The organism is Thalassospira sp. (assembly GCF_040218635.1).
In the GTDB taxonomy this organism is placed as follows: domain Bacteria; phylum Pseudomonadota; class Alphaproteobacteria; order Rhodospirillales; family Thalassospiraceae; genus Thalassospira.
Genome location: NZ_JAVJRB010000001.1, coordinates 58194 through 81226, shown reverse-complemented (window position 1 = coordinate 81226; position 23033 = coordinate 58194). Strand labels below are relative to the sequence as shown.

Genomic DNA, 23033 nt, shown 5'->3' with positions numbered 1-23033 from the left:
AATTTCGGATACTACTGTTGGTGTCGGGCAAAGAAGCGGTCAAGTTCACGTTGGTCTGGTGCCTGACCGGTAAAGACTTCAACATATTGCGGTATGCGCTGCAGACGGACTGAAGTTTCTTCACTGGTCTGCATCGAGATATAGCCAATCTGCACCAGATAAATTGTGCGCGCCCGGGTGTCGGCCAAACGTTCATCCTGACCAAACCGGATAAACATCTGTTTAAGTGCATCCAGACGTTGCTCGTCCGCAATCTGGATTTCTTTACGCAATGCCGGGGACCGGACCGACCAACCGCGAATGGCGAATTCAAATTTGGCGTCAAACAATTCGGGCTTTAACCAGCAATCGGTGACATTGAGCATCGCCTCGGTCACGGTTTCGGCATAGGCCTCTGTCTGTTTGATGAGGTTGCCGGTATTTTTCGCGCGCCATTGCGTGATCAACGCATCAAGCAGTTCCTTACGGTCCTTGAAAAACCAGTAGAAACTTGTCCGTGACAGATTAAGCCGCTTGGCCAGCGACTGGATTTTTACCCCATCCACGCCGGTTTCAAGCAATGCGTCATAGGCAGCATTCAGCCAGATTTCCGCTGAACCGCGCCAGCCAGTATTCTGTAATTGTTCTTCCATGGCTTCAGTCCATAGCAAACTGCGGGGTGCACAACAAGTGACGCACACATGACTGTACCATAAATATACATCAATGAACTTAAAATTGACATAACTGTACATTTATCCATATGGTTGATGAAAGAGAGTTCGAAACCGGAGCCCCGCACATGTCCAACGATCCCATTCTTCAGCCCTATCAACTTAAACATTTGACCCTGCGTAACCGGATTATCATGACATCCCATGAACCGGCTTATCCAGAAGACGGCATGCCTAAGGAACGGTATCGCGCCTATCATGTTGAACGGGCCAAGGGTGGTGTGGCGATGACCATGACGGCGGGATCTGCTGCAGTGTCAAAGGACAGCCCGCCGGTTTTCAACAACCTGCTTGTCTATAAGGACGAGGTTGTGCCGTGGATGAAGGATATGACGGACGCCATTCACGAACAGGGTGCGGCGGTCATGATCCAGTTAACCCATCTTGGGCGTCGCACGCGGTGGGATAAGGAATTCTGGCTGCCGGTTGTCTCCCCGTCCCATAAGCGCGAAGCATCCCATCGTGCCTTTCCCAAAAAGATGGAAGACTGGGATATCGAGCGGATCATTATGGACTATGCCGATGCGGCCGAACGGATGAAGGCCGGTGGCATGGACGGGATCGAACTTCAGGCCTATGGCCATTTGATGGATCAGTTCTGGTCGCCTTTGACCAACGAACTTGATGGTTCCTATGGCGGCGGGATGGATAACAGGCTTCAGTTTACTTTTGATGTCCTTCGGGAAATTCGCAAACGGGTTGGATCTGAATTCATTGTCGGTGTGCGTTATTCCGGGGATGAGTGCCTTGAAGGTGGCCTGACAAAAGAAGACGGTCTGTCGATCTCAAAACGCCTGAAAGACAGTGGCATGATCGATTTTCTCAATGTGGTCCGCGGCCATATTGATACGGATGCCGGTCTGACCGATCTGATCCCGATCCAGGGGATGGCAAACTCACCGCATCTGGATTTTGCCGGTGAAATTAAGGCTGCGACCGATTTCCCGACCTTCCATGGGGCGAAAATCCCAGATGTTGCAACCGCACGCCATGCGATTGCATCGGGCAAGGTCGATATGGTGGGCATGACCCGTGCGCACATGACCGATCCGCACCTTATTCGCAAGATCATTGAAAAGCGCGAAGATGAAATTCGCCCCTGTGTCGGGGCCAACTATTGCCTTGATCGTATCTATCAAGGCGGTGCGGCCTATTGCATCCACAATGCGGCGACAGGCCGCGAACTTGATATGCCCCATATCATCCCAAAAGCACAAATCCGCAAAAAGGTTGTGATCGTCGGAACCGGCCCTGCGGGTTTGGAAGCCGCCCGGGTTGCGGGCGAGCGTGGGCATGATGTTGTGGTCTTTGAAGCCGCAGACAAGCCGGGCGGGCAGATACGGTTAACCGCACAAAGCGAACGGCGCAAAGAAATGATCAGCATCATCGACTGGCGGATGAACCAGTGCGCGCTGCATGGCGTCACCTTCCATTTCAACACATGGGCAGAACTTGAAACCGTAAGGGCCGAGAACCCCGATGTCGTGATCATTGCGACCGGTGGTTTGCCAGATACCGAAGTTTTGTCACGCGGTAACGATCTAGTTGTTTCGTCATGGGATATCATTTCCGGTGACGTGAAGCCGGGAACGAACGTTCTGGTATTTGATGATGCCGGCGATCATGCCGGGCTTCAGGCCGCAGAGCTTATTGCGCAATCAGGTGCGAAGGTGGAAATCATGACGCCGGATCGGTCCTTCGCACCGGAAGTTATGGCAATGAACCTTGTCCCTTACATGCGCTCGATGCAGAAACTTGATGTCACATTTACCGTGACATATCGTTTGGCTGCAGTCGAAAAAGACGGCAATCACTTGATCGCCCATGTCGGAAGCGATTATGGCGGTATTGCAAAACAGCGCACTGTCGATCAGGTGGTGATCAATCACGGCACCATTCCCCTTGATGATCTTTATTTTGATCTCAAGGCCTTGGCGTCCAATCACGGCGAGATGTCGCATGATCAACTAATTGCCGGTCAGCCGCAGTCGGTTGTGCGTAATGCAGATGGAACGTTCCAGTTATTCCGGATTGGCGATGCGGTATCCGCTCGTAATACCCATGCGGCGATTTACGATGCGCTAAGGCTCCTGAAGGACGTTTAATCCACTTGGGAGTAACTTCTTGGCGGGTTGGCGTTGATTTAGGATTCCGACGAACGATAGGGGCTGCTGGCGGGGCGACCCAGCAAGAATCCTTGAACGAAATCGACATTATGGTCGATCAGGAAATCCAGTTCTTCCTGTCGTTCAATGCCTTCTGCAATGACTTCAATATCAAGTTCTTTCGCCAGTCCGATCAGTTTGCTGACAATCACCTGTTTGTAATTGTCGTGATCAACGTGATCGATCAGTTCACGGTCAATCTTGATAATGTCCGGGCGCAGTTCGGGCAGCAGGTTAAGGGTCGAATATCCCGATCCAACATCGTCCAATGCCACCCGGAAACCTGAAGCACGGTAAGATTCCAAAATAGCGCTCAGATGCGCAGTGCTTCTTACTTTTTCGGTTTCAATGACCTCAAAAACAATCTTGTTCCGGTCAATATTGCATTCTTCGACGACGTCAATCGTTGACCGTAGGCAGGAGTCCGGATCATAGATCGAGCTGGGCGTGAAATTGATAAACAGATTGCCGGTGACGCCAGCCTTTGTTGCGTTTCGAACGTTGGCAGCACGTGCCGCACGGTCAAGCTGAAACAGCAATGTCGCGGATTGGGCGGCCTCAAACAATTGCGCCGGGTTGATAACCGATCCATCGGCCGCCTCGCCGCGAATCAGGCATTCATGTGCGAAAGGGGCGCTTAGATCTTGGGTCGAAAAGATCGGTTGGAAAACAGAATTCAATCGATTGTCGCGCAGCATGCTGCCAAGCCATTCTGCACCAATTGCAGCACGGATGGCGGAAAGGCTGGTAATTCGGGCAATGTCATCAATTTCAGGCACCTGATCTTCGGCCATGATCAGGGCCTTGGTATCTGCCAGTTCTTCCGGAAGCAGGTCCTTTGCAAGCGCATCGATCAGTGCACGGAGGCCGGGTCGGGAATACCGCATTGAAAGAGTTGCAACAGACGCTGATTTTTCAACATCAAGGTCGATTGATTTCGCACCGGCAAGGATTTTACCCGTTGTATGGGCAACGGGCGGCCACAGATACAAGGTCCCCATTTTCGGTGCAATTTCCGGAACCGAGTCACACTTTTCACAATAGCTCACTTGGTTCTCCTTCTTTGCGGTCGTAGGCACGGCGACGTGAACGTTACCAAATCATGTTTGCAACAGGCTACTTTGTATCGGCTGGCGGCGGAATGATAAAATTTTCAGGGTTGAAAGTTTATATTTATCAGTTGCATAGGATTTATGTAGCGCTGCTAACGTGCAAGAGATGATGACAATGCCAGAGGCATAAGGTCGTTGCATCTTAAACCCTGAAATGCATGCCTGCTTTCTAAACGGCATGTGACGGCGCAATCCTCAAAACCATCTGCATCAGGTTTGAACCGGACAGTTTTTTCCTTGCTGTTCCGGTTTTGACGCCGTGTGACCCATGCTCCAGCTCACCATCATCGACGGCATTCTCCGAGATGAATCAGGACAGTTAAGTCCGGTCTTTTCCAATTTTTTGGGCGTAAATCGCACGAAAGTGCGCGTGGGTTGAGGCCGTAAATCTAGTTCAAGAACGCATGAGTAGAATTAAATAATTGATTTAGATGAATTTTATTTGATTCAGAAACTGATTGACTGAATCGGCAAGAGCTATGTAATGTTTCAAACAAACTAAAATATCAATTAATGGCAAAAGCCAATCCAACGGGAGGACTTCCAAATGAAACAGACTGTCAAAACACTTGGGCTATGTGCCGTGCTTGCCGGGGCACTGGTGACGGCGATGCCTGTATATGCTGAAACCACGCTTCGCATCGGGACGGTTCTGGCACCGCATGATCCGATGGGGCAGGGACTTGAAAAATTCAAACTTGATGTGGAAAAGGCAACCAACGGTGAAGTAATCATCGAGGTGTTCCACAATTCACAGCTTGGCGACACGACAGAAATGATTGATCAGGCGCGTGCGGGTGCTGCTGTCGGGACCGTGACCGATGTTGCCCGTCTTTCAAGCTTTGTTCCCTCGCTTGCCATCATGTCGGCGCCGTTCCTGTTTGATAATTATGAACAGGCTGACAAATTCGCCCTTTCGGATGACTATCTTGGCTGGGGCGAAGAGCTTCGCGAAAAGTCCGGCCTCGTGATGATTGCATCAAACTGGTATCAGGGCGCGCGTCATGCACTGACCCAGAAACCGATTTCGAACCCGGATGATCTTTCCGGTGTTCGCATGCGGACAATCGGTGCGCCGGTCTGGATCGAAACCATTCGCGCAATGGGTGCTGAGCCGACCCCGATTGCATGGGGCGAAGTTTACAGCGCGTTGCAGCTTGGCACGATTGATGGGGCCGAAGCCCAACCAACCGCAATCTGGAATGCCAAGCTTTACGAAGTGATCAAGAACGTTACCAAAACCGGCCATATTCAGCTGGTGACGGCGCTTGTTGTTGGCGCAACCGCTTGGGATGAAATTTCCCCGGAAAACCAGAAAATCGTACGTGACCTGGCGGTCGAGGATGGCCGCTATGCGTCGAACCTGACGATTGAACTTGGTGACAAGGCGCTTGAAGATGTTGCTGCAAGCGGTGTTGAGGTAAGCGAAGTCGATCTTGCACCCTTCAAGAAAGCAGTGATGCCGGTTTACAAGTTGCTTGATCTCGAAGCCGAAGCCGAGATCGTGAATAAGGTTCTCGGACGCTAATTTCCGACCTTTATCAACTTGCATTCTAAAGTGCGTTGCTGCGCAATCGTGGCAACGCATTTCAAATTTCAAGATGGAATAGAATACATGCTCAAGCGAATTGAGTTTGTCTTTGGCGGCATGCTGCTTGTCACGGTTGTCGTGCTTGTGGCTGTTGCATCCGTTTCAAGGGCAATGGGATCACCGATTATCTGGTCGGTTGAAATGGCTCAGCTAATTTTTGCATGGCTGTGCATGTTGGCAGCAGATATCGCCATGCAGGAAGACCGTCATTTCGGGCTTCAGATCGTGCGGGAAGTTGTTTCGCCGCGTGTTGCTGATGTGATCGAGATTTTCAACATTGTTGTCATCATCGGTTTCCTCGGATTTCTTCTTTATTACGCTTGGGGCAACATGATTTTGATGCATCCGCGACTTGTGGGCGCAGCCCAGATCAATGCTTCCTATATTCACGCCTCGATGGTTGTCGGCCTCCTTTTGATGATGCGCACCATGGTGTCGCAGCTTATCCGACGTATCCGACAGAAGGGGGCAAACTGATGTTGATCCTGATCGCGGTTCTGTTCACGGTTTTCCTTGTGATTGGCATGCCGGTGGCCTTTGCGCTTGGGCTGGCATCTATTCCGGTCTTTGTTGTCAGTGGTGCGATGCCGCCGACGGTGGTTATTCAAAAAATGGTGACGGCAACACAAAGCTTTCCGCTTTTGGCCGTGCCGTTCTTTATCCTTGCCGGAAACCTGATGAATGTGACGGGCATTACCGTTCGACTGGTTCGGTTCGCCAGATTGTTAACTGGCTGGATGGCCGGTGGATTGGCTCAGGTATCGATTGTACTGAGTTTCATGATGGGCGGCATTTCCGGGTCGGCCGTAGCCGATGCCTCGATGGAATCACGTCTGCTTGGCCCAAGCATGATCAAACAAGGGTACTCAAAGGCGACAACAGCCGCTGTTTTGGCCTTTGGCTCCGTCATCACGGCGACCATTCCGCCAAGCATCGGCTTGATCCTGTTTGGGTTTGTCAATGAAGTGTCGATCGGACGGTTGTTCCTTGCCGGTATTTTACCGGGCATTTTCCTGACACTCGTTCTTATGGGAACGTCATGGTTTGTTGCGCATAAAAACGGTTACAAGCCCGATCTTCCACAGGTTCCAAGTGCTAAGGAACTTTGGTCGAGTTTTTCCGAGAGTGTTTGGGCACTGGCCTTTCCGGTGATTTTGATCGTCGGGTTCCGCTTTGGCCTGTTTACGGCAACCGAAGCCGGTGCATTCCTTGTGTTTTATGCACTGTGTGTCGGGATGTTTGTCTATCGGGAGCTTAATTTCAAAAAGCTCTGCGAGGCAATTTCCAGCTCGATGTCGGATCTGGGTATGGTCATGTTGTTGATCATCATGGCGGCAGTCCTTGGCTATGCGATGACCATCGAACGTGCCCCGCAACAGATCACGGAATTTGTGACAACGCTGACTGAAGACCCGGTATTTATCCTGACTTTGGTTGTGGTGGTTCTGGTGGTCAGCGGCATGTTTCTTGAGGGGGCGGCCAACATCTTGTTGGTGACACCGATTGTCATGCCGGTCCTTGTCACTGCCGGTTACGACCCCGTCCATATGGGGATCCTGATTGTCACGCTGATCAATTTCGGAGGGCTGACGCCGCCGGTGGGCGTGATCATGTTTACGGTGTGCGGCATTCTTGATGTCAAAACCGGGGCATATACCCGGGCCTCCATCCCGTTCTTTATCGCAATGGTGATATTCTTCATCCTGTTGGCGGCAGCGCCGAGCTTGACGTTGATATTGCCCAATACATTGATGTAATGAGTGAACTTAAGGGTCAGGACCTTTTACACCAATGGGTTCTGACCCTGAAAATTCAGGCATCCGAAGAAACTGCCAAGGAGACAAATAAAGATGAAAACATCTACAGGTGGGCTGATCGCGGGCTATGACAGCGGCATCAAAGCCAATGCGCATGTTCCGGCCTCTGCCTTGGTATATGAAGAAATCAGAAGCCGGATTATATCACTGACACTTCCACCTGAGACGACGCTTGTTCGCGCCGAATTGGCAGACAGTTTTAATGTAAGCCAATCCCCTGTGCGCGAGGCGATCTTGCGGCTGGAACAAAGCGGGTTGGTTGTTTCCTATCCTCAGTCGCGGACTGTCGTGACAAAGATTGATGTTGATCGCATTCGCGAAGAACATTTTCTTCGCGTTGCTGCGGAATGCGAAGTGGTTCGGCAATTAGCCGAAACCAATGATTCCGGTGCGGTGATCAAGGCCAAAGGCATGGTTAAACTGCAAGAAGCGCTTGTCGGCGATATTGAACAGATCGATCTGTTCAAGCAGCTTGATGAAACGTTTCATGCGGCCCTTTTTAACGGTGTGAACCAATCCAACCTGCATTTGCAAATCACCGCACATAGCGGCCATTTAGCCCGGGTTAGAACGCTTGATTTGCCGCGCGCCGGCAAGATGGTTTCGGTCCTTGAAGAACACAAGGCAATTATCGAGGCCATTCAATCAGGCGACGGGACAGCCGCAAGTGCGGAAATGCGACAGCACCTTTCCGGCACAATGCGGCGCTTGCCACAGATTATTGAAGAAAACAGGGCTTTGTTCACCTGATCATTGTTCGGAAATAAGACAGATCGACGCCGCCAATGAGCTGATTGGTATAAGCATTTAAGCGATCAGTTAAGGCAAGAAGATTAGAGGCGTGCTGCATGAAAATGCTGCACGCCTCAGCGTATCAGGCGGTTTTATCAACATTCCATAAGCCGGTTCGAGCAACATCTTGGGCATAGGTGCGCAGGCTGTTTGGCTTGCGTCCTAGAATCTGTTCGACATCTGTGGTCGGGGCACTATTCCGTCCATCGAGAACTTCGGAAAACAGATAGCGGATTAATCCCCGAAAATCTTCTGGTACGCCATCACTGGCCATCCCGGCATCAAGTTCATCAAGTGTGATCGGAATGAAATCGATCTTGCGGTTGGTGGCGTCGCTCAGGATGGATGTGACCTCGGCAAAGGTCAGGGCATCTGGCCCGGAAAGCTCATATGTCTTGCCGGTATGCTTTGAATCCAGCAGGCAGGCAACCGCACAATCGGCAATATCATCGGTATCAATGAAGGGTTCGGGGACGTCGCCAGCGGGCAGGGCAAGGGTTCCTTGCTGGATGTAGGGCAGGAACATGTCTTCGCTGAAATTCTGAAAGAACCAGTTGGCCCTTAGAACTGTGGCATCTGCACCAGAATGACGCAGGGCATCTTCTGCACGATGGGCTGCTGCTTCGCCGCGGCCTGAAAGCATCACAATCCGTTTGGCCCCATGCGAGAGCGCCTTTTTTGCAAAAGCAGCGATGATTTCATCGGATCCCGGAACCGCAAGGTCCGGCTGAAACGTTGCGTAAATCGCATCAATATCGCGCAACGCATCATCCCATGTTTCGGGTTTCGTCCAGTCAAACGCAGGCGTTGTGCTGCGCGAAACGGCGCGGACGTCATGGTCTTGGGATCGCAGTTTATCGGCGACGCGTTTACCGGTTTTTGCTGTGGCACCAAGGACGAGAAAACGGGTTTTGGTTTGCATGGTTTTGGCTCCTGAAACGAATGCATGTAATATGAATAATCCTCACATTTGCTAAATGTGATAAATCCTCGTATTTTATGCGTCAAGAGAGTTTTTATATCGTAAGCTTGTGCGCGGCGGCTTTGGGCGGTCGTAGCCACACGTGGAAACAGGGCTTAAGTATTTGTCGGATAATGCGAAAAAGATGCGCCGTGCGCCAACGCAACAAAGAAGTCGCGATCGGGTGGAAAACATCCTTAAAGCGGCGTGCGAGCTGATTTCAGCAAGCGGCAGTGACACAATGAAGATGGGGGAGCTCGCAGAAAAGGCGGGAGTCTCGATCGGGTCGCTCTATCAATATTTCCCTGACAAGGCATCGATTATTCATGCATTGGCAGAACGCTATAACGAAGAATCACAGCATTGCATCGACGAAGCGTTGGCTGAAGTGACAACGCAAAGCGATCTGATTGCCGCTTTTGATCAGCTGATCGATACCTATTACGACCTGTTTCTGGCCGAGCCGGTGATTTGCGACATCTGGACGGGAACGCAGGCAGACAAAACCTTGCGTGACATGGAACTTGAAGTCAGCCGGGCAAATGCACAGTCACTGGTGCGCACAATTCTTCGGCTACGCGACAATGATGGGGATGGCGCGACTTTTGCCGCACGCTGCCTTTTGATCATGTATGCGGGCGAGGCGACTATGCGCCTTGCGATATCCGTACCGGCATCTGAAGGGCGCGAAATCATCAGCAGCTATAAACGCATGGTGGGACGCGAACTGTCCGAAATGCTGCAGGTTTAAGCATTCGGGATATTCGGTTTCCTTGTGTTTTCTGTTTTGGGTGATTGAGCCCTGATGCCTTATATTGCTTGCTGATGGGCTGGCCGGGATCGTATGGTTTTGCCCAAGTTGTGTTGTTCAGAGGATGAAATGCACTACAACCTGCGACACTATCGGGCCGAAGCGGAAAGTCATAGTCACGCCGATTTTCACCAGATCATCATTTCAGATGTCGGCAAGCTCGAACTTGAAGTCGAGGGTCGGGCAGGTGAAGTCTGTGGCCGACGCATGGCGTTTGTCGAAGCAGGACGAACACACGCATTTCGCGCCGAAGGATTGAACCGCTTCCTTGTTCTTGATGTGAATATTGATCTGGCCCACAAAACCGGGATCGAGGCGCTTTGGCAAAGTCGCGGCCGTGCATCAGCCTACCTTGAACTTCAAAATGGTGCTCAGGGCAGTTTGCTGGGTTTGCTGGATCGGCGCTGGTTTAGATCTGACGCATCCGAATTCACCGGTGACGGGATGCCCTTCACCAACGCAATTGGCGATCCGGGGTTGGTGGATCAGATACGTTTGATTCTTGGTCACAGCCGGCAGGCCGTTGGAACCGAGAAGAAGACAGGATCAGATATTCCTACCCGTCTGGTTCGCGTGATGGACTGGGCAGAAACCAGACTGACCGAAGACATTGCAATATCTGACATGGCCCGTATTGCAGCCCAGTCGGAAAGCAGTCTTTTCGCTGTATTCCAGCGTTATCTTGGGACAAGCCCGATGCGCTGGCTCACAGCCAAGAGACTGCAGATGGCCTGGTTTCTTTTGCAAGATTGCCAAATCCAGCTTTCAATTGGCGATCTTGCCAATGCAGTGGGCTTTTCTGATCAAAGTGCTTTTTCGCGTGCCTTTTCCCGGCAGTTTGGACGCACACCCATTACTGTTCGGCGAGATGCACGTAAGTTGCTCGGCGCCAAACTCTAACCCCCACTGAACGTGGATTCTGTGAAATGAGGCTGCCTGAAACCGATTTTCGGAGTTTGGGCAAAGACAGTCGCGACCATCTCCTGCATTTTTGCGCTTTTTAATAAAGGGCATATGCAAGATGACGGATGTCACGGGCGAGAACCAAAAACGAAGTGCAACAGTCATCGGCGCAATTGCTGTGGTTCTTTGGTCTCTTTTGGCACTATTGACCACAGAAGTTTCGACCATCCCACCTTTTCAGTTGGTAAGCCTGTGCTTTTCCATCGCAAGTATTTTTAGCTGCATCTGGATCATCGCGCGCGGCGGAAGCCTTCTAAACGCGTTGCGCCAACCCTTGGGGGCATGGGTGCTGGGTGTGTTTGGGTTGTTTGGTTACCACTTTTTTTATTTTGTGGCCTTGGCCAATGCACCTGCTGTTGAAGCGAGTTTGATCGCGTATTTGTGGCCGCTTTTCATCGTTCTTTTTTCGGCCCTTCTGCCCGGAGAACGATTGCGATGGTACCATGTTCTGGGCGGAACCATTGGCCTTTGCGGTGCTATCCTGCTTGTCAGTAAAGGGCGCAGTCTGTCGTTTGATCCGGCATTTTCTTTGGGATACGGAGCCGCGGTTATTTGTTCGGTTTTGTGGTCAGGGTATTCGGTGTTGAACCGGCGATATCGCCATGTCCCGGTCAATGCGGTTTGCGGGTTTTGTGCCGGTGCGGCCATTCTTGGTTTCATGACGCACTGGATGACAGAAATCTGGGTATCGCCAGACATTGTCCAGTGGCTTGCCATCCTGGGGCTTGGATTGGGGCCTGTTGGTGCCGCGTTCTTTGTCTGGGACTTTGGCACCAAACATGGTGACATTCAGATACTGGGAGTGGCTGCCTATGGGGCACCGTTGCTCAGCACTTGTCTATTGATCGGTTTTGGTAAAGCACTGGCGACACCGGTGGTGATTGTGGGCTGTATCCTGATTGTTGCCGGTGCCGTTCTGGCATCCAAAGAACTTTTGTTCAGAAAGTCCCATAACCTGGTACCGAAATCATGATGACTATTTGATGAGCGTTGTTCAGTAGAAGGGAAATTATGGATCTTGGACTTTGCAATTGACAGTGGAATGATCTGCTGAGGATGCACCTTGGTCACAATTTCGTGATTTTGTCGCTGAAGTGAGATATTTGTGCTGTGCGACAGGTTTTAAGTGACTTATAGTCGACTAGTTTCTGGGGAGGGGCGTGAGTTTAAAAATACGCATCTAGGGACGGATGAATGACGCAGTCAAAACCTGACATTGCACGGGATTTGAAACAGGCAATGTCGGCCGCCGAATTTGATACGGCGGCCAAAATTGGTGCACGGATTCTCAAAATCCACCCCAAACGAACCGACATTCAGATTATGACTGCGGTCAGTGAGCTACAGGGAAAAATCCCTGAGAATGCTGGTCAGCGCCTTCGGAAGTTGTTTCGCAATATTGCATTAGACGACCCGCTGTTCGGCGCGGTTTCTCAGAATTTATTACAATATTGCTATATTACTAATGACTTTAATTCAGTCGAATTGGCAATAGAGCAACGCCTTCGTGCTGCGCCACGGAACGATCTGCTTTCTTACATGCTTGGAAACCTTATTTTCCAACGCGAGGTGGCCAAAAGTCCGGGACGCTGCGTTGCACCTAAACTGTCCCGTGCGCTCGAAGCTCTTAGTGTTATTCCTGAACATAGTCCCCAGTTTTTTGATACCCAAAAACTGATGGCGCGGATTCATTTGTATCAAGAGCAATATGACTTGGCGTTTGAATTGCTTGAAAAACTTGTCGCACGTCATCCGCAAAATATCGACATGCGGATGTTTTTGGCATCCAGCTATGCCGCTGCAGCAGAAGTCGAGAAAGCCGTTTCTATGAGTTTATCAGTTATTGCTGATCAGCCCGATTATAGTGCGCAGCCTTACATGATTGTTTCTTTCCTGCGTCCGCAAGCAATGCCAGAAACAGCGGCAGATTTCCTTGATGCGATTCTTGAGAAAACCGGCATAACGCTCAAGGATGCTTACAATGCTGCGTTCGCGCGCGCCAAAATCGAAGAAGCCCAAGGAAATATGAAAGAGGCCTTCAATTATTATCAAAAGGGGCATGCGGCCAACCGCAAGGCTCGTCCGATTGATATGGCACAAGAGATAGATGAATTGGCGGGTTTGGCGTCAATGGCCAGAGATGCAGACGCGACCCGTGATCAAGTTCCTGCTGTCGATATTTCTGAAAATGTCAGCGGACCAAAGCCAATCTTTATCGTTGGTATGCCACGGTCGGGCACGACTTTGAGCGAACGTATTCTGGGCGCGCATCCTGATGTGTATGCTGCGGGCGAAATCGGTGATTTTGCCAAGGCCGTAACGGACATTGTCGGGGCGGGTAAAATATCGGACCAATTGGTCCGCATGGATGCAAAAGCAGCACGGGCAATCAGAAAACAATATCTTGATGCGTTGAAAGATTATGCGCCGGACAAGCGGTTCGTCACCAATAAGACGCCTGCGAATTTTGTCCGTGTGGAAATGATCAGGCGGGTGTTTCCCGATGCCCCGATCTTACATACCCATCGCCATCCGTTGGCGACCTGTTTGTCGATATATACAACACCGTTTGCCATTCCGATGCGGTTTTCCGATGACCTTGGTGAGCTTGCCGATTACTACCAAGCCTATGTTCAGTTGATGGATGCGTTTTTTGAAACGGATCAAAACGGCATGCTTTATGATCTGTCGTATGAAGATCTGGTGGCAGACCCGGAAGCCGTCGCAAAAGATTATCTCGCCCATTGTGGCTTGGATTGGCACCCGGAATGTCTTGAGTTTTACCGTGCTGACAAGGCTGCCGCGACGGCAAGCATGATCCAGGTTCGGCGCCCGATTTTCAAAGATTCTCTTGGAAAATGGCAACGGTTCGAACCCTATATCGGCCCACTGGCCAAGCTTGCCGAGAACAGTGAAAACACCAAAGTAAAATCGGCACAGAAATCATCACGAAAAGCGGTTGCTGCGTGACCTTATGGGGGCTTCGGGTTAGAAGGTATTTCTATATACAAAAAGATACCCAAAGAACCGGAGCCCCCAATGACCCAGACCCTTCCCAAGGCAGAGCTGCATTTGCATCTTGAAGGTGCGATGACACCCGCATTGGTTCGTGCCTTTGCCAAACGCAATGGTCTGACATTGTCAGATGACATTTATGATGATCAGGACCGGTATATCTGGGGCGATTTTCCCGAGTTTCTCAAAAGTTTTGATAAGGCCAGTGCCGCGATCCGGACCAAACAGGATTATTCTGACCTAACCCATTTCTATCTGACAGAGCAGGCCAAGGTCGGCACATTATATGTCGAACTGTTTTGTTCACCGACCCATGCGCTCGATTGCGGTCTGTCCTATGACGATCACCTTGAAGCCGTGGTCGATGGAATTGATCGCGCTCACAAAGAAACGGGTATCATTGGTCGGATCATCATGACCTGTGTTCGTCATGTTGGCGGGGATGTTGCCGTGAAGGTGGCCGAGGAAACGGCTGCTTGTGCGCATCCGTACATCGTTGGTTTCGGAATGGGTGGCAATGAAAGCATGTTCTCGCAGGAAACCTTCTACCCGGCATTTAAAATTGCCGCAGATGCCGGACTGGGATGCACCACTCATGCGGGCGAAGTGCTGGGTCCGCAAAGCGTATGGGACGCTATTGATAAATTGCCTGTGACCCGTATCGGCCATGGGGTGCGTTCCATCGAAGACCCGAAATTGGTCGAAACATTGGCAAAGCGCGGAATCGTCTTGGAAGTGTGTCCGGGTTCAAACATCGCCTTGTCTGTTTATCCCGATTACGCATCGCATCCGTTGCGCAAATTTTATGACTCAGGGGTAAAGGTCACGCTCGGTTCAGACGATCCGCCGTTCTTCTTTACCAGCCTTGCCGATGAATATCAGCGTGCGCAGGATGTGTTTGGCTTTAGCGATGCTGAATTAATTGATGTGACCCGCACTGCGATTAATGCAGCCTTTGTTGATGATGCGACCAAGGCTGACTTGCTTGCCAAGCTCTAATCCCGATAGTCCTTGTACCAATGAAAAAGCGCCCTTTGATCGGGCGCTTTTTTGTATCTTAAGGCAGCTATGGCTTACCAAGCAGTTTTACCCAGCAACTTTTCACCAAGCGGGGTGAGTTCAGCACGCTTATATCGGGTTTGTTCCCAATTGCGCGGATCTCCGGGGAAAGCATGACCACGTGCGGGCAGGCGTTCGGACCAGCTTTTAACCCGCCAATCAACAAGTTCCTGTTCTTCGGGCGTTGCCGGTGCCATCGAGATATATTGCGCAATGCGCGACTGATCTGATCGGTTTGCGCGAATGCCGTGGGCCAGCAGGCTGTTGAAAATCACAAGGTCGCCTGCCTTCATCGCAATACGTTTGGGCGCGTAGGGGACGTTTTCAATATCCGGGCGGAACGGATCGCGATCGATGGGGGCGGTTTTGCGCCATTCTGCGAAATTGGCAAATAAATCCGGCACACATTGAAATCCGCCCATGTCATCGGTGGTATCAACAAGCGACAACACACCCTGTACATTGATCGGCAAAGGGTCCTTGGTGGTATCAGCATCCCAGTGAATAAATCCATCAAAGGCGCGTTTGCCCGTGTTCGGGGTATTTAGGTTCGCACGGTCAATAGACACCCAAAGGTCCGTTCGATCCCAGATATCAACAAACGCATCATAAACCCGTTGCGTCTGTCGGTTATCCCAAAGCGTTTGATGGTTATAAATCTCGACCATGCCGGAATTGTTCAATTCCTTCATCGCATGATCGCGCATTTGCGGGCGGTTCCAGCTTTCCGGGTCGTTTGGGTCCATCTCGGTGAACTCCCAAAGAAGATCAACCGTCGCGCGGACTTGCTCGACCGGAACAGCATTTGGCACAACGACATAGCCATAGTTCTGCCAATGGGCAAAATCGTCCTCTGACAAAACACGAAGCGGCAAAGTTTTTTTCAGATCGCGAAGCTGTTCGCCTTGAACTTCCTTGACCGACGCATTGCCGGGACGGTCGGCATTGGGGGTGTTGGCGGCGTTGGACATTGGCGCTGTTGCTAACATTGACATGCTGTTTCTCCCGGATGGTTGGTCTTTTTTCACTGGATGAATTCTAAACAGCAGGGACGTGTGATGCCCACTGACAGGACGGACAAAGAATGATACTATTTGGCCAAAATAGATAAAAAATTGTACCGTACAGGCATGGTTGATCTCTGATGAAGCTGTTGTTTGAACATGTCCGAATTGCCGAAGACCGATCATGGAAGGGGCTTTATCGCAATCTGCAAGCGATCCCGTTTGAATGGCATTTTCACCCCGAGTACGAGCTGACCCTGACACTTGGAAGCCATGGGCAGCGCTATGTTGGTGACCATATTGGCAGCTACGGGGATGATGACCTTGTGTTGCTGGGGCCAAATTTGCCCCACACTTGGCATTCTTCGAATGCCACGCCACCATCGACCAGTCATGGTGGATTGCGTGCGCACCAAGCTGCCCTTCAGGTAAAAGGGCGGCGCAAAGGACATCAGGCCTTTGTTTTCTGGTTTACAGCAGACTGGATCACTGCGGTCTGCAAAACCATGCCGGAACTTGCAGGCCTTGATAAAGCACTTCGCCTCGCACGTCGCGGGGTACAGTTCGACCCGCAAACAGGGCGCAAGGTTGCGGCCTTTGCTCCGCAATTTGATCAAGGCGACCCGGCAGATCAGCTTTTACTTCTGATCGAAGTTTTGCGTACCTTGCTGGATGCACGGCAGCTTACACCCTTGGCATCTGATCGCTTTGATGCGACCCTTCCGGATCATGATGATGCCAGCCGGTTGGGCAAGGTGCTTGATCTGCTGCATGGCAGTTATCTGGAACCGGTCAGCAGTGCCGTGATCGCACAAAATGCAGGTATGAGCGAACGCACATTACGCCGGTTTTTTCAGCGCCATATGGGATCAAACATTCAGGATTATGTGATGGGCTTGCGGTTGGGGCGGGCGGCCAGTTTGTTACTATCATCTGACATGCCAATCTATCGTGTGGCGGAAGAATCTGGTTTTCAAAACCTGTCGCACTTTAACCGTCAATTCCGACGCCACCGTGGTATTGCGCCAAGCATTTTCCGCAAAAGGCGTTTCGAAGCTATGCCAGACGTGGCCTAAGGTCTGACGTTTGGAGATGTTGTAGAAAATTCATCATCAGGTGTGATGAAGGGCCATATGTGCATCAAACAGGGCCCAGAATTGGGCGCGAAACATATCTTGTTCCTGTAAGATCTCATGGCGAGCTTCGGGAATTTCGGTGATGGAGATGTTGGGAAGTCCACCAAACATTTCTTCGGTTACCTGGTTTGAAACTACCTGATCATTACCGGCAAGAACCATCGTAATCGGGGGTAAGGTATCGGCAAGGCTTGTCAGTTTATCCGCGGTTGATGCCTGTGCTTGAAAACAGGCATCAAGCCATCCGGCCGACGTGCCCCCTATGACCAAAGATGGATCATTGCCGAGATAAGTACGATTGCGTTCATATCGGATGGGGTCGGAGGTCAACAGGTTTTCGGGGTCAAAATCCTTAAGCGGACTATGGGAACTTTGCCCCGGCAGATACTGCTTATCAAATCCATAGCGGCACAGACTGCTTGATAGAAACTGCGCGGCAACGGATAACCAGTCAGGCCCACCCAACCCGCAAAACGGCGCTATCAGTAAGGCACTTTTCCAAAGATCAGCTTGACCCAGCATCATGCCCATTGCGACCAGACCACCGGTTGAATGGGTAAGAGTCAAGTCGGAGACTATGCCGTGTTTGTGTTCGATGTGATCCATGACGTGTCGGGCATCGGTGGCGTAATGGGCCAGATCGCGGACATAGCCCATATTGTGGTCAGGTGCTTCGCGCGATGATCCACCTTGGCCACGAAAATCAAACGTCACACAGCCCCAACCACGCGCACCAAGATCGGACGCCGTTTCCTCATATCGTTCGATAAATTCACCGCGCCCTTGCAAGACAAGGACATAGCCGCTTGGGGCGTCATATGTGCTGATGCCATAGCGCAGAGAAATGCCGTCAGGTGCGGTGAAACGATCAATAGAAAATTTCATCGGCGTAACTGTTATTGGGATCGAACATTATTTTGCAGTCGTGTCCGCAGCAATGCCAAGCGATGCGACAATAAAGGCCGACATCTTTTCGATCATGGCCGGGAAATCAGGATTAAAGGTCCCGCGTCGCAAAGTTCCCGGTGTCGCCGATGCAATCAGATTACGTTCGCCGTAAACGACATTCTCGCCAGCTTCGCAGGCTTCATGTTGCTGTTCGTCATCATAGTGACCGCAATCATGAACCGCCCCGCTCAGGCCATAAACCGTGTTGTCGGGATGCATGGTAATGGCGGTATGTGCGTGATTGATCGTGCGCATTTCGTCATTGGCCGAATTGACAATATCGATATCGTCGCATTTCGGATGGTCATCAAGCGCATTGTTTTCGCCCTGATACCAGATCAGGTGCTTGATCGGCGCATCAACCTTTTTACAAAAGAAATCAACAGCTGCAAGTGGATCGACGGTTTGGTCATCGGAGCTGATCACGAGGAAGACCGGAATATCAAAATTCTTGATCGATCCATCGCGATAAGGTTCGGTCAGAAGGTGAAACTCACCCGCCGCATTCATTGCCATAGATCCATATTTTCCCGGATCATTGTTTTTGCTTTGACCTACCCATTTTTTGACATGCCGGACATAAGGGGTAAGCCACGCTTGGTCGCTTTTTGCAGCCAATCCGGGCGATAACATGATCATGCCATTGATGCGCTTATCTTGCTTTCGGGCATCGAAATCGCGCCCGATCAACGTCGCTCCTGTGGAATAACCGATGGGGATAATGTGCTTGATGTCAGCACCGAACGCGTCAACACCATACCGCACCGTGTCCAACCAGTCTTCTAAACGTACATCGATCAAATCACCCGGGACCGTACCATGCCCAGGCAACAAGACGCCGTGAAACGTTGCACAGGGAAAACGATTGCGCAGATGGTCGCGGACGTCACTTAACCAGAACGGACTATCTGTCAGGCCATGGATCATAAGAAACCCGACCTTTTCACCATGGGCAAGACCACGGCCTGTTGCGTCACAGGATGTCTTATCTGGTGTGATGGCGAAGGGGGCACGCATATCAACGACTTGATCGATATTGTACTCACCAAAGGGTTTTTCTTCTTGTGCGAACCGCTTTGATGACAGGACTTCGTGTAGCTTACTGCGGGTGGATGTAACGTAGTCAGAGAACGACATGTCGCCCGACGGCGCTTTGATGGCATGGCCAGACGGGCTGTATTGCGGGTCTTCCTTTGAGCAACCTGTAATCGCCAATGCGGCACCAACAATAAGGGAAGTCAAGCTGGCCCGTATCGTTCTTCGATTGCTCATCTGGACTGGCTCCGTGTCGTTAAGTTTGTTGAACGTCTTATAGCATGTTTCTTTTATCGGGTTTCGATGTTACCGCGTGCATCCGTTTGGTGCGAGAAACAAAAAAAGTGGTCTGAATTCAGACCACTTTCGGGGCTTGGGATCGATAGGCATTAAGCCTATTCAATGATTTCCCAGCTGTGGGTTAGTTCTGCTGCCTTTGAAAGCATGATTGATGCTGAGCAATATTTCTCAGCCGAAAGTTCAACCGCACGGCCAAGCTTGGTCTCGTTCAGGTTCTCACCCTTTACCTTGAAATGCAGGTGAATTTTGGTGAAGACCTTGGGATCGGTTTCCGCACGTTCGGCTTTGACGTCGGTTTCAACATCAAGGACGTTTTCACGACCTTTTTTCAGAATGTGGACAACGTCAATTGATGAACATCCAGCAAGACCAAGAAGCAGCATTTCCATCGGGCTTGGGCCAAAACCATTATCTTTGTCGCCATCCATGACAACACCGTGGCCCGTGCCGCTGGTCCCTGTGAAAGTAAGGTTCTCAAGCCACTTTACGCGTGCTTCCATGATTGAATTCCTGTGTTTTAAAAACGGATGTCCCATCCTCTAGCGCGGTTAGGGCGTGCCTGCAAGGCGTGATCATGGATACAGAAGGGAAGGGCTTTAGAAGACAGACCTGATTGATGTAATCTTAAGTATAAACTGTTATAACTGTTTTTACCTTCTAGGATGATACTATCATAAGAATTCAGACCCTTATGGCGTAGGAGCATTGGTCATGACGCAGGATCCCACCCGCAGCAAAAGCCGTTTTATGATGGGCATGGAGCATGTTCTCCGTGAAATCAATCACGAGATTATCAGTCCTGCAATCCCCGATATGTCGGTGGAAAATGCGGTGCCATTGATGATTACTGTGGCAAGGTTGCGTGCTGATTACCTGAAATATGCTTTCAAGCTTACAGCGGACCGTTCGGATCAACATCCGACAGAAGACGAGCTGGCCAAGTTAAAACACTTACGCGAATGCTATCAGGAACTGTTGGCTGCTGCCCGGGAACTTGAACATTGTATCGACCGTGGCTATATCGATCTCCCGATTCCACCGGCAAAATCCTGATTTTGTAAGTTGTTGTTTTCATGCCCATATGACCATTTGAGGCAACGAAAATTGACCCTTAAATATGGAGCCCGGACAGTTTAGCGGGTTTGGTGCGTTGGCGTTAAATTCTGGTATTAAGGCAACAGCGGCTCTTTCACGTGACGGCATCATTCTGATTGAAAAGAATGGGCTGGTCATTCTACACGCCAATCCGGCGGCAGAAGCCATTTTTGCTGATGGTGTCTCGACTTTGCGGGCGGGGACTGAGGTAAAGCAGTTCCTGGCTTTCCTTGCCAAGAATGCTGACTTTGCCAATGGCGATGCCAAGGGTGCTGTTCGTGAAACACTTGAATATGTTTCAGGTAAAAAGGGCAAAGCGGACTTAACGGACTTTGCCTTGGGAAAACGCAAATTTACCTGGCGTCGACATGACGGGCCGGACGGGGCGGTGGCCCTTGTTGTCCGCGATATTGGCAAGGCCGAAGAACTCGCCCGTTCATTGGCAGACCATAAAACCTTTATCCAGCATATGATCGAAGTTCTGCCGACCCCGGTTTACCTTAAGAACCTAGACGGTGTGATTAACCGTTGTAACGCTGCCTTTGCCGAACTGATCGGGTCAAGCCCGGATCAGGTAATTGGTAAAAACCTTGCTGAAGTTGCCGATAAGTCTCTTGTCGATGTGATTACCAGCAAGGAAAAAACGCTTTCCGACACATTTGATAACGCGCGTGATGAAATCAGTTTTGCGGTTGGTGATATTGTTCGAACGGTGATGTTTGCCGCAGCACGGCTTAAAGGTCCAAGCGGGGCGATTGTTGGCACGATCGGGTCGCTTGTGGATATTACGTCGCTTAAGAACGCACAGGCCGAAATTGCTGCCGCCACAGAACGCCTGACAGGGTTGCTCGAACATGCGCCGGTCGGGGTGGCCATTTCCAATCGCGCCGACGGGAAGTTCAGTTTCTATAACCAAACCTTTGCGCGGCTTGTAAAGCTTGGTGAGGATGATGAAAATACCGATGCGGTGTTGCTGTCTGATCGCTATCGTGCGCAAAGCTTAAGTGACATGGATATGTTGGGTGAGCTAAGCGACGTTGAGTTGCGCATTCGCAGACCCAGCATGAGCGAGGCGATCTGGGTCAAAACCAACATTGAACCGATCGATTTCGAAGGCGAACCATCGGTTTTATGGTGGATCAGCGACATCACCAAGGAAAAGCAGGCTGCCCGTGAATTGCAAAACAAAGCCAATAATGACGAATTGACCGGCTTGGCCAATCGTGCACGTTTCTTGCAAAAAATGACTCAGTCCGAACTTGTTCTGCGCGGAACTGTGGCACCCGCCGCATTGTTCATTGTTGATCTCGACCGGTTGCGCGAACTGAACAACAAGCAGGGCCATAGTGCCGGTGATGCTGTTTTGATTGAAACCGCCAAACGTTTGAAACGTGCGGCACGCCGGGCAGAAGAAATTTCGCGCCTTGGGGGCGATCAGTTTGGCTTGCTGTTCATCAACAAGGGCGATGAAAACTATATGATCGAGACGGCCAATGCCATTCTCAAGGAAATGGCACAACCCGTATCGTTGGAAAATGGCGCTGAGGCAACCGTGACATGCTCATTGGGTGTGGTTGTCTTTGATGCCGGGCTAAGTGATATGAACGAACAGCTCCGCCGGGCCGACAAAGCCATGCGCGCAGCCAAGGAAGCCGGATCGGGCCAGTATCGCCTGTATGCCCGCGACATCGAACCGGACCTTGATCAGGACTGATTACAGAGACAGGCGATCATTTGTTCGGCGTTGCGGGGTGAAAACCTCCTATGGTTCGCCGAGTTTATCCGGCGTCTATATTGCCAAGTTGCCAAACTCGGCAGCAGAATGAGTGCCCGATTGATGTCAGTTTGCGGGCATCTTTTGTGTCTCCATTGTCTTTGGCTGCTGCTGCCAATAATAGGGACGGTTCTTCCCGCTTTTCCCGGCCTCTGGGACCTGTAATTTTTCCAGCCAGATCAAGAGCACACTGGAAATGTCTCAGGGCGACGTCTGGGGTGCCGGTCGCACGATAAAATGCGCCCGCAGCCTGAAGGATTTCAATGTCGTTTTTGTCCACCTTTAGGGCATATTCCATGAGTTTTCGTGACTGTGTCGCATGTCCTTCCTCAAACAGCGCCAAACCGAGCTTTGCAGCCATGAACGGAGCTTGCGGGAAACGCCGGAACCCGAGGTTCAAAATGTTACGTGCTTGTTGCTTGCTGCCCGTGCGCTGTATCATGTCCGCAAAATCAACAAAACTAGGCGGGGTTGCGTCCTCCATATTGCAGGCTGCTTCATAAGTTTGCGTAGCCTTGCTAAGTTTTCCGTGTGCCTGAAGGATTTTTGCTTCGAGATGCTTCGCCCCGGATGTTACCGGGAATTGTTTTTGTATTGTGCGTAAAGCGTTCTCTGTCGCAGCTAGATTGCCTGTGTCTAATAGCCGGAATGCTTGCGACAAAGGATTGTTCGGATCTTTCTGTTGTTCATTTTGAAGTTTTTTCATGCCGTATTTGTTTTCTTGCTTCCCCGTTACTGTCCT

The 23033-nt window shown here is 50.9% G+C and carries 21 protein-coding genes; 13 read left to right on the top strand and 8 right to left on the bottom strand.

The features are described from left to right. Nucleotides 1-11: 11 nt before the first annotated feature. Complete coding sequence (locus RIC05_RS00370) at nt 12-632, bottom strand: TetR/AcrR family transcriptional regulator (RefSeq protein ID WP_350047414.1); 621 nt, start codon at nt 630-632, stop codon at nt 12-14. A 149-nt stretch (nt 633-781) separates the two neighbouring features. Between RIC05_RS00370 and RIC05_RS00365 the strand changes: the two genes are divergently transcribed. Beyond that, complete coding sequence (locus tag RIC05_RS00365) at nt 782-2818, top strand: oxidoreductase (protein WP_350047413.1); 2037 nt, start codon at nt 782-784, stop codon at nt 2816-2818. 38 nt (nt 2819-2856) lie between these two features. On the opposite strand, the gene RIC05_RS00360 is transcribed toward RIC05_RS00365, so the two are convergent. After that, nucleotides 2857-3927 (bottom strand): EAL domain-containing protein, encoded by a 1071-nt coding sequence (locus tag RIC05_RS00360; RefSeq protein ID WP_350047412.1) that lies wholly within the window; start codon nt 3925-3927, stop codon nt 2857-2859. Nucleotides 3928-4537: 610 nt separating this feature from the next. On the opposite strand from RIC05_RS00360, the gene RIC05_RS00355 reads away from it, so the two are divergent. From RIC05_RS00355 to RIC05_RS00340, 4 genes are all read left to right on the top strand, one after another. Then, nucleotides 4538-5518, top strand: coding sequence for a C4-dicarboxylate TRAP transporter substrate-binding protein (locus tag RIC05_RS00355; protein ID WP_350040740.1), 981 nt, complete (start codon nt 4538-4540; stop codon nt 5516-5518). An 87-nt stretch (nt 5519-5605) separates the two neighbouring features. Then, entirely contained in the window at nt 5606-6058 is a 453-nt protein-coding gene (locus tag RIC05_RS00350; RefSeq protein ID WP_350047411.1) for a TRAP transporter small permease, read from the top strand. Next, nucleotides 6058-7338 (top strand): TRAP transporter large permease, encoded by a 1281-nt coding sequence (locus RIC05_RS00345; protein ID WP_350047410.1) that lies wholly within the window; start codon nt 6058-6060, stop codon nt 7336-7338. The genes RIC05_RS00350 and RIC05_RS00345 overlap by 1 nt, the downstream gene beginning before the upstream one ends. Nucleotides 7339-7431: 93 nt before the next feature. After that, the gene (locus RIC05_RS00340; RefSeq protein ID WP_350040743.1) at nt 7432-8148 is read left to right on the top strand and encodes a GntR family transcriptional regulator; all 717 of its coding nucleotides are present in this window, start codon (nt 7432-7434) and stop codon (nt 8146-8148) included. A gap of 124 nt (nt 8149-8272) precedes the next feature. Here RIC05_RS00340 and RIC05_RS00335 read toward each other — a convergent pair whose 3' ends face one another. After that, nucleotides 8273-9112: an NAD(P)H-binding protein gene (locus tag RIC05_RS00335; protein WP_350047409.1), complete on the bottom strand. Its 840-nt coding sequence runs from the start codon at nt 9110-9112 to the stop codon at nt 8273-8275. Between the two features lie 184 nt (nt 9113-9296). Between RIC05_RS00335 and RIC05_RS00330 the strand changes: the two genes are divergently transcribed. The 5 genes from RIC05_RS00330 (at nt 9297) to RIC05_RS00310 (ending at nt 14939) form a co-directional block, all read left to right on the top strand. After that, a complete protein-coding gene (locus tag RIC05_RS00330) occupies nt 9297-9902 on the top strand; it encodes a TetR/AcrR family transcriptional regulator (protein WP_350047408.1) in 606 nt (201 codons plus the stop codon). A 129-nt stretch (nt 9903-10031) separates the two neighbouring features. Further along, nucleotides 10032-10862, top strand: a complete 831-nt coding sequence (locus tag RIC05_RS00325) for a helix-turn-helix domain-containing protein (protein WP_350047407.1) — start codon at nt 10032-10034, stop codon at nt 10860-10862. 121 nt (nt 10863-10983) lie between these two features. Further along, nucleotides 10984-11898: an aromatic amino acid exporter YddG gene (yddG, locus tag RIC05_RS00320; protein ID WP_350047406.1), complete on the top strand. Its 915-nt coding sequence runs from the start codon at nt 10984-10986 to the stop codon at nt 11896-11898. 221 nt (nt 11899-12119) lie between these two features. Next, entirely contained in the window at nt 12120-13895 is a 1776-nt protein-coding gene (locus RIC05_RS00315; protein WP_350047405.1) for a tetratricopeptide repeat-containing sulfotransferase family protein, read from the top strand. A 69-nt stretch (nt 13896-13964) separates the two neighbouring features. Then, complete coding sequence (locus tag RIC05_RS00310) at nt 13965-14939, top strand: adenosine deaminase (protein ID WP_350047404.1); 975 nt, start codon at nt 13965-13967, stop codon at nt 14937-14939. A gap of 74 nt (nt 14940-15013) precedes the next feature. Here the strand turns inward: RIC05_RS00310 and RIC05_RS00305 are convergent, their stop codons facing one another. Further along, nucleotides 15014-15994 (bottom strand): phytanoyl-CoA dioxygenase family protein, encoded by a 981-nt coding sequence (locus RIC05_RS00305; protein WP_350047403.1) that lies wholly within the window; start codon nt 15992-15994, stop codon nt 15014-15016. A gap of 149 nt (nt 15995-16143) precedes the next feature. On the opposite strand from RIC05_RS00305, the gene RIC05_RS00300 reads away from it, so the two are divergent. After that, a complete protein-coding gene (locus tag RIC05_RS00300) occupies nt 16144-17079 on the top strand; it encodes a helix-turn-helix domain-containing protein (protein ID WP_350047402.1) in 936 nt (311 codons plus the stop codon). 36 nt (nt 17080-17115) lie between these two features. Here the strand turns inward: RIC05_RS00300 and RIC05_RS00295 are convergent, their stop codons facing one another. From RIC05_RS00295 to RIC05_RS00285, 3 genes are all read right to left on the bottom strand, one after another. Beyond that, nucleotides 17116-18024 (bottom strand): alpha/beta fold hydrolase, encoded by a 909-nt coding sequence (locus RIC05_RS00295; protein WP_350047401.1) that lies wholly within the window; start codon nt 18022-18024, stop codon nt 17116-17118. 27 nt (nt 18025-18051) lie between these two features. After that, nucleotides 18052-19359 carry an alpha/beta hydrolase gene (locus RIC05_RS00290; protein ID WP_350047400.1) on the bottom strand — a complete coding sequence of 436 codons (1308 nt, stop codon included), beginning with the start codon at nt 19357-19359 and terminating at the stop codon, nt 18052-18054. A gap of 158 nt (nt 19360-19517) precedes the next feature. Continuing rightward, complete coding sequence (locus RIC05_RS00285) at nt 19518-19922, bottom strand: OsmC family protein (RefSeq protein WP_350047399.1); 405 nt, start codon at nt 19920-19922, stop codon at nt 19518-19520. Between the two features lie 211 nt (nt 19923-20133). On the opposite strand from RIC05_RS00285, the gene RIC05_RS00280 reads away from it, so the two are divergent. Both RIC05_RS00280 and RIC05_RS00275 read left to right on the top strand, forming a co-directional pair. After that, entirely contained in the window at nt 20134-20475 is a 342-nt protein-coding gene (locus RIC05_RS00280) for a hypothetical protein (RefSeq protein WP_350040754.1), read from the top strand. A 64-nt stretch (nt 20476-20539) separates the two neighbouring features. After that, nucleotides 20540-22231 carry a diguanylate cyclase domain-containing protein gene (locus RIC05_RS00275; protein WP_350047398.1) on the top strand — a complete coding sequence of 564 codons (1692 nt, stop codon included), beginning with the start codon at nt 20540-20542 and terminating at the stop codon, nt 22229-22231. Between the two features lie 64 nt (nt 22232-22295). Here the strand turns inward: RIC05_RS00275 and RIC05_RS00270 are convergent, their stop codons facing one another. Continuing rightward, nucleotides 22296-22997 (bottom strand): tetratricopeptide repeat protein, encoded by a 702-nt coding sequence (locus RIC05_RS00270; RefSeq protein ID WP_350047397.1) that lies wholly within the window; start codon nt 22995-22997, stop codon nt 22296-22298. Between the last annotated feature and the right edge of the window lie 36 nt (nt 22998-23033).

What these genes read in the sequence shown, in the direction of transcription:
- RIC05_RS00370 (WP_350047414.1), bottom strand. Translation starts at nt 632, where the DNA reads ATGGAAGAACAATTACAGAATACTGGCTGGCGCGGTTCAGCGGAAATC.
- RIC05_RS00365 (WP_350047413.1), top strand. Translation starts at nt 782, where the DNA reads ATGTCCAACGATCCCATTCTTCAGCCCTATCAACTTAAACATTTGACC.
- RIC05_RS00355 (WP_350040740.1), top strand. Translation starts at nt 4,538, where the DNA reads ATGAAACAGACTGTCAAAACACTTGGGCTATGTGCCGTGCTTGCCGGG.
- RIC05_RS00350 (WP_350047411.1), top strand. Translation starts at nt 5,606, where the DNA reads ATGCTCAAGCGAATTGAGTTTGTCTTTGGCGGCATGCTGCTTGTCACG.
- RIC05_RS00345 (WP_350047410.1), top strand. Translation starts at nt 6,058, where the DNA reads ATGTTGATCCTGATCGCGGTTCTGTTCACGGTTTTCCTTGTGATTGGC.
- RIC05_RS00340 (WP_350040743.1), top strand. Translation starts at nt 7,432, where the DNA reads ATGAAAACATCTACAGGTGGGCTGATCGCGGGCTATGACAGCGGCATC.
- RIC05_RS00335 (WP_350047409.1), bottom strand. Translation starts at nt 9,112, where the DNA reads ATGCAAACCAAAACCCGTTTTCTCGTCCTTGGTGCCACAGCAAAAACC.
- RIC05_RS00330 (WP_350047408.1), top strand. Translation starts at nt 9,297, where the DNA reads ATGCGCCGTGCGCCAACGCAACAAAGAAGTCGCGATCGGGTGGAAAAC.
- RIC05_RS00325 (WP_350047407.1), top strand. Translation starts at nt 10,032, where the DNA reads ATGCACTACAACCTGCGACACTATCGGGCCGAAGCGGAAAGTCATAGT.
- yddG (WP_350047406.1), top strand. Translation starts at nt 10,984, where the DNA reads ATGACGGATGTCACGGGCGAGAACCAAAAACGAAGTGCAACAGTCATC.
- RIC05_RS00315 (WP_350047405.1), top strand. Translation starts at nt 12,120, where the DNA reads ATGACGCAGTCAAAACCTGACATTGCACGGGATTTGAAACAGGCAATG.
- RIC05_RS00310 (WP_350047404.1), top strand. Translation starts at nt 13,965, where the DNA reads ATGACCCAGACCCTTCCCAAGGCAGAGCTGCATTTGCATCTTGAAGGT.
- RIC05_RS00305 (WP_350047403.1), bottom strand. Translation starts at nt 15,994, where the DNA reads ATGTCAATGTTAGCAACAGCGCCAATGTCCAACGCCGCCAACACCCCC.
- RIC05_RS00300 (WP_350047402.1), top strand. Translation starts at nt 16,144, where the DNA reads ATGAAGCTGTTGTTTGAACATGTCCGAATTGCCGAAGACCGATCATGG.
- RIC05_RS00295 (WP_350047401.1), bottom strand. Translation starts at nt 18,024, where the DNA reads ATGAAATTTTCTATTGATCGTTTCACCGCACCTGACGGCATTTCTCTG.
- RIC05_RS00290 (WP_350047400.1), bottom strand. Translation starts at nt 19,359, where the DNA reads ATGAGCAATCGAAGAACGATACGGGCCAGCTTGACTTCCCTTATTGTT.
- RIC05_RS00285 (WP_350047399.1), bottom strand. Translation starts at nt 19,922, where the DNA reads ATGGAAGCACGCGTAAAGTGGCTTGAGAACCTTACTTTCACAGGGACC.
- RIC05_RS00280 (WP_350040754.1), top strand. Translation starts at nt 20,134, where the DNA reads ATGACGCAGGATCCCACCCGCAGCAAAAGCCGTTTTATGATGGGCATG.
- RIC05_RS00275 (WP_350047398.1), top strand. Translation starts at nt 20,540, where the DNA reads ATGGAGCCCGGACAGTTTAGCGGGTTTGGTGCGTTGGCGTTAAATTCT.
- RIC05_RS00270 (WP_350047397.1), bottom strand. Translation starts at nt 22,997, where the DNA reads ATGAAAAAACTTCAAAATGAACAACAGAAAGATCCGAACAATCCTTTG.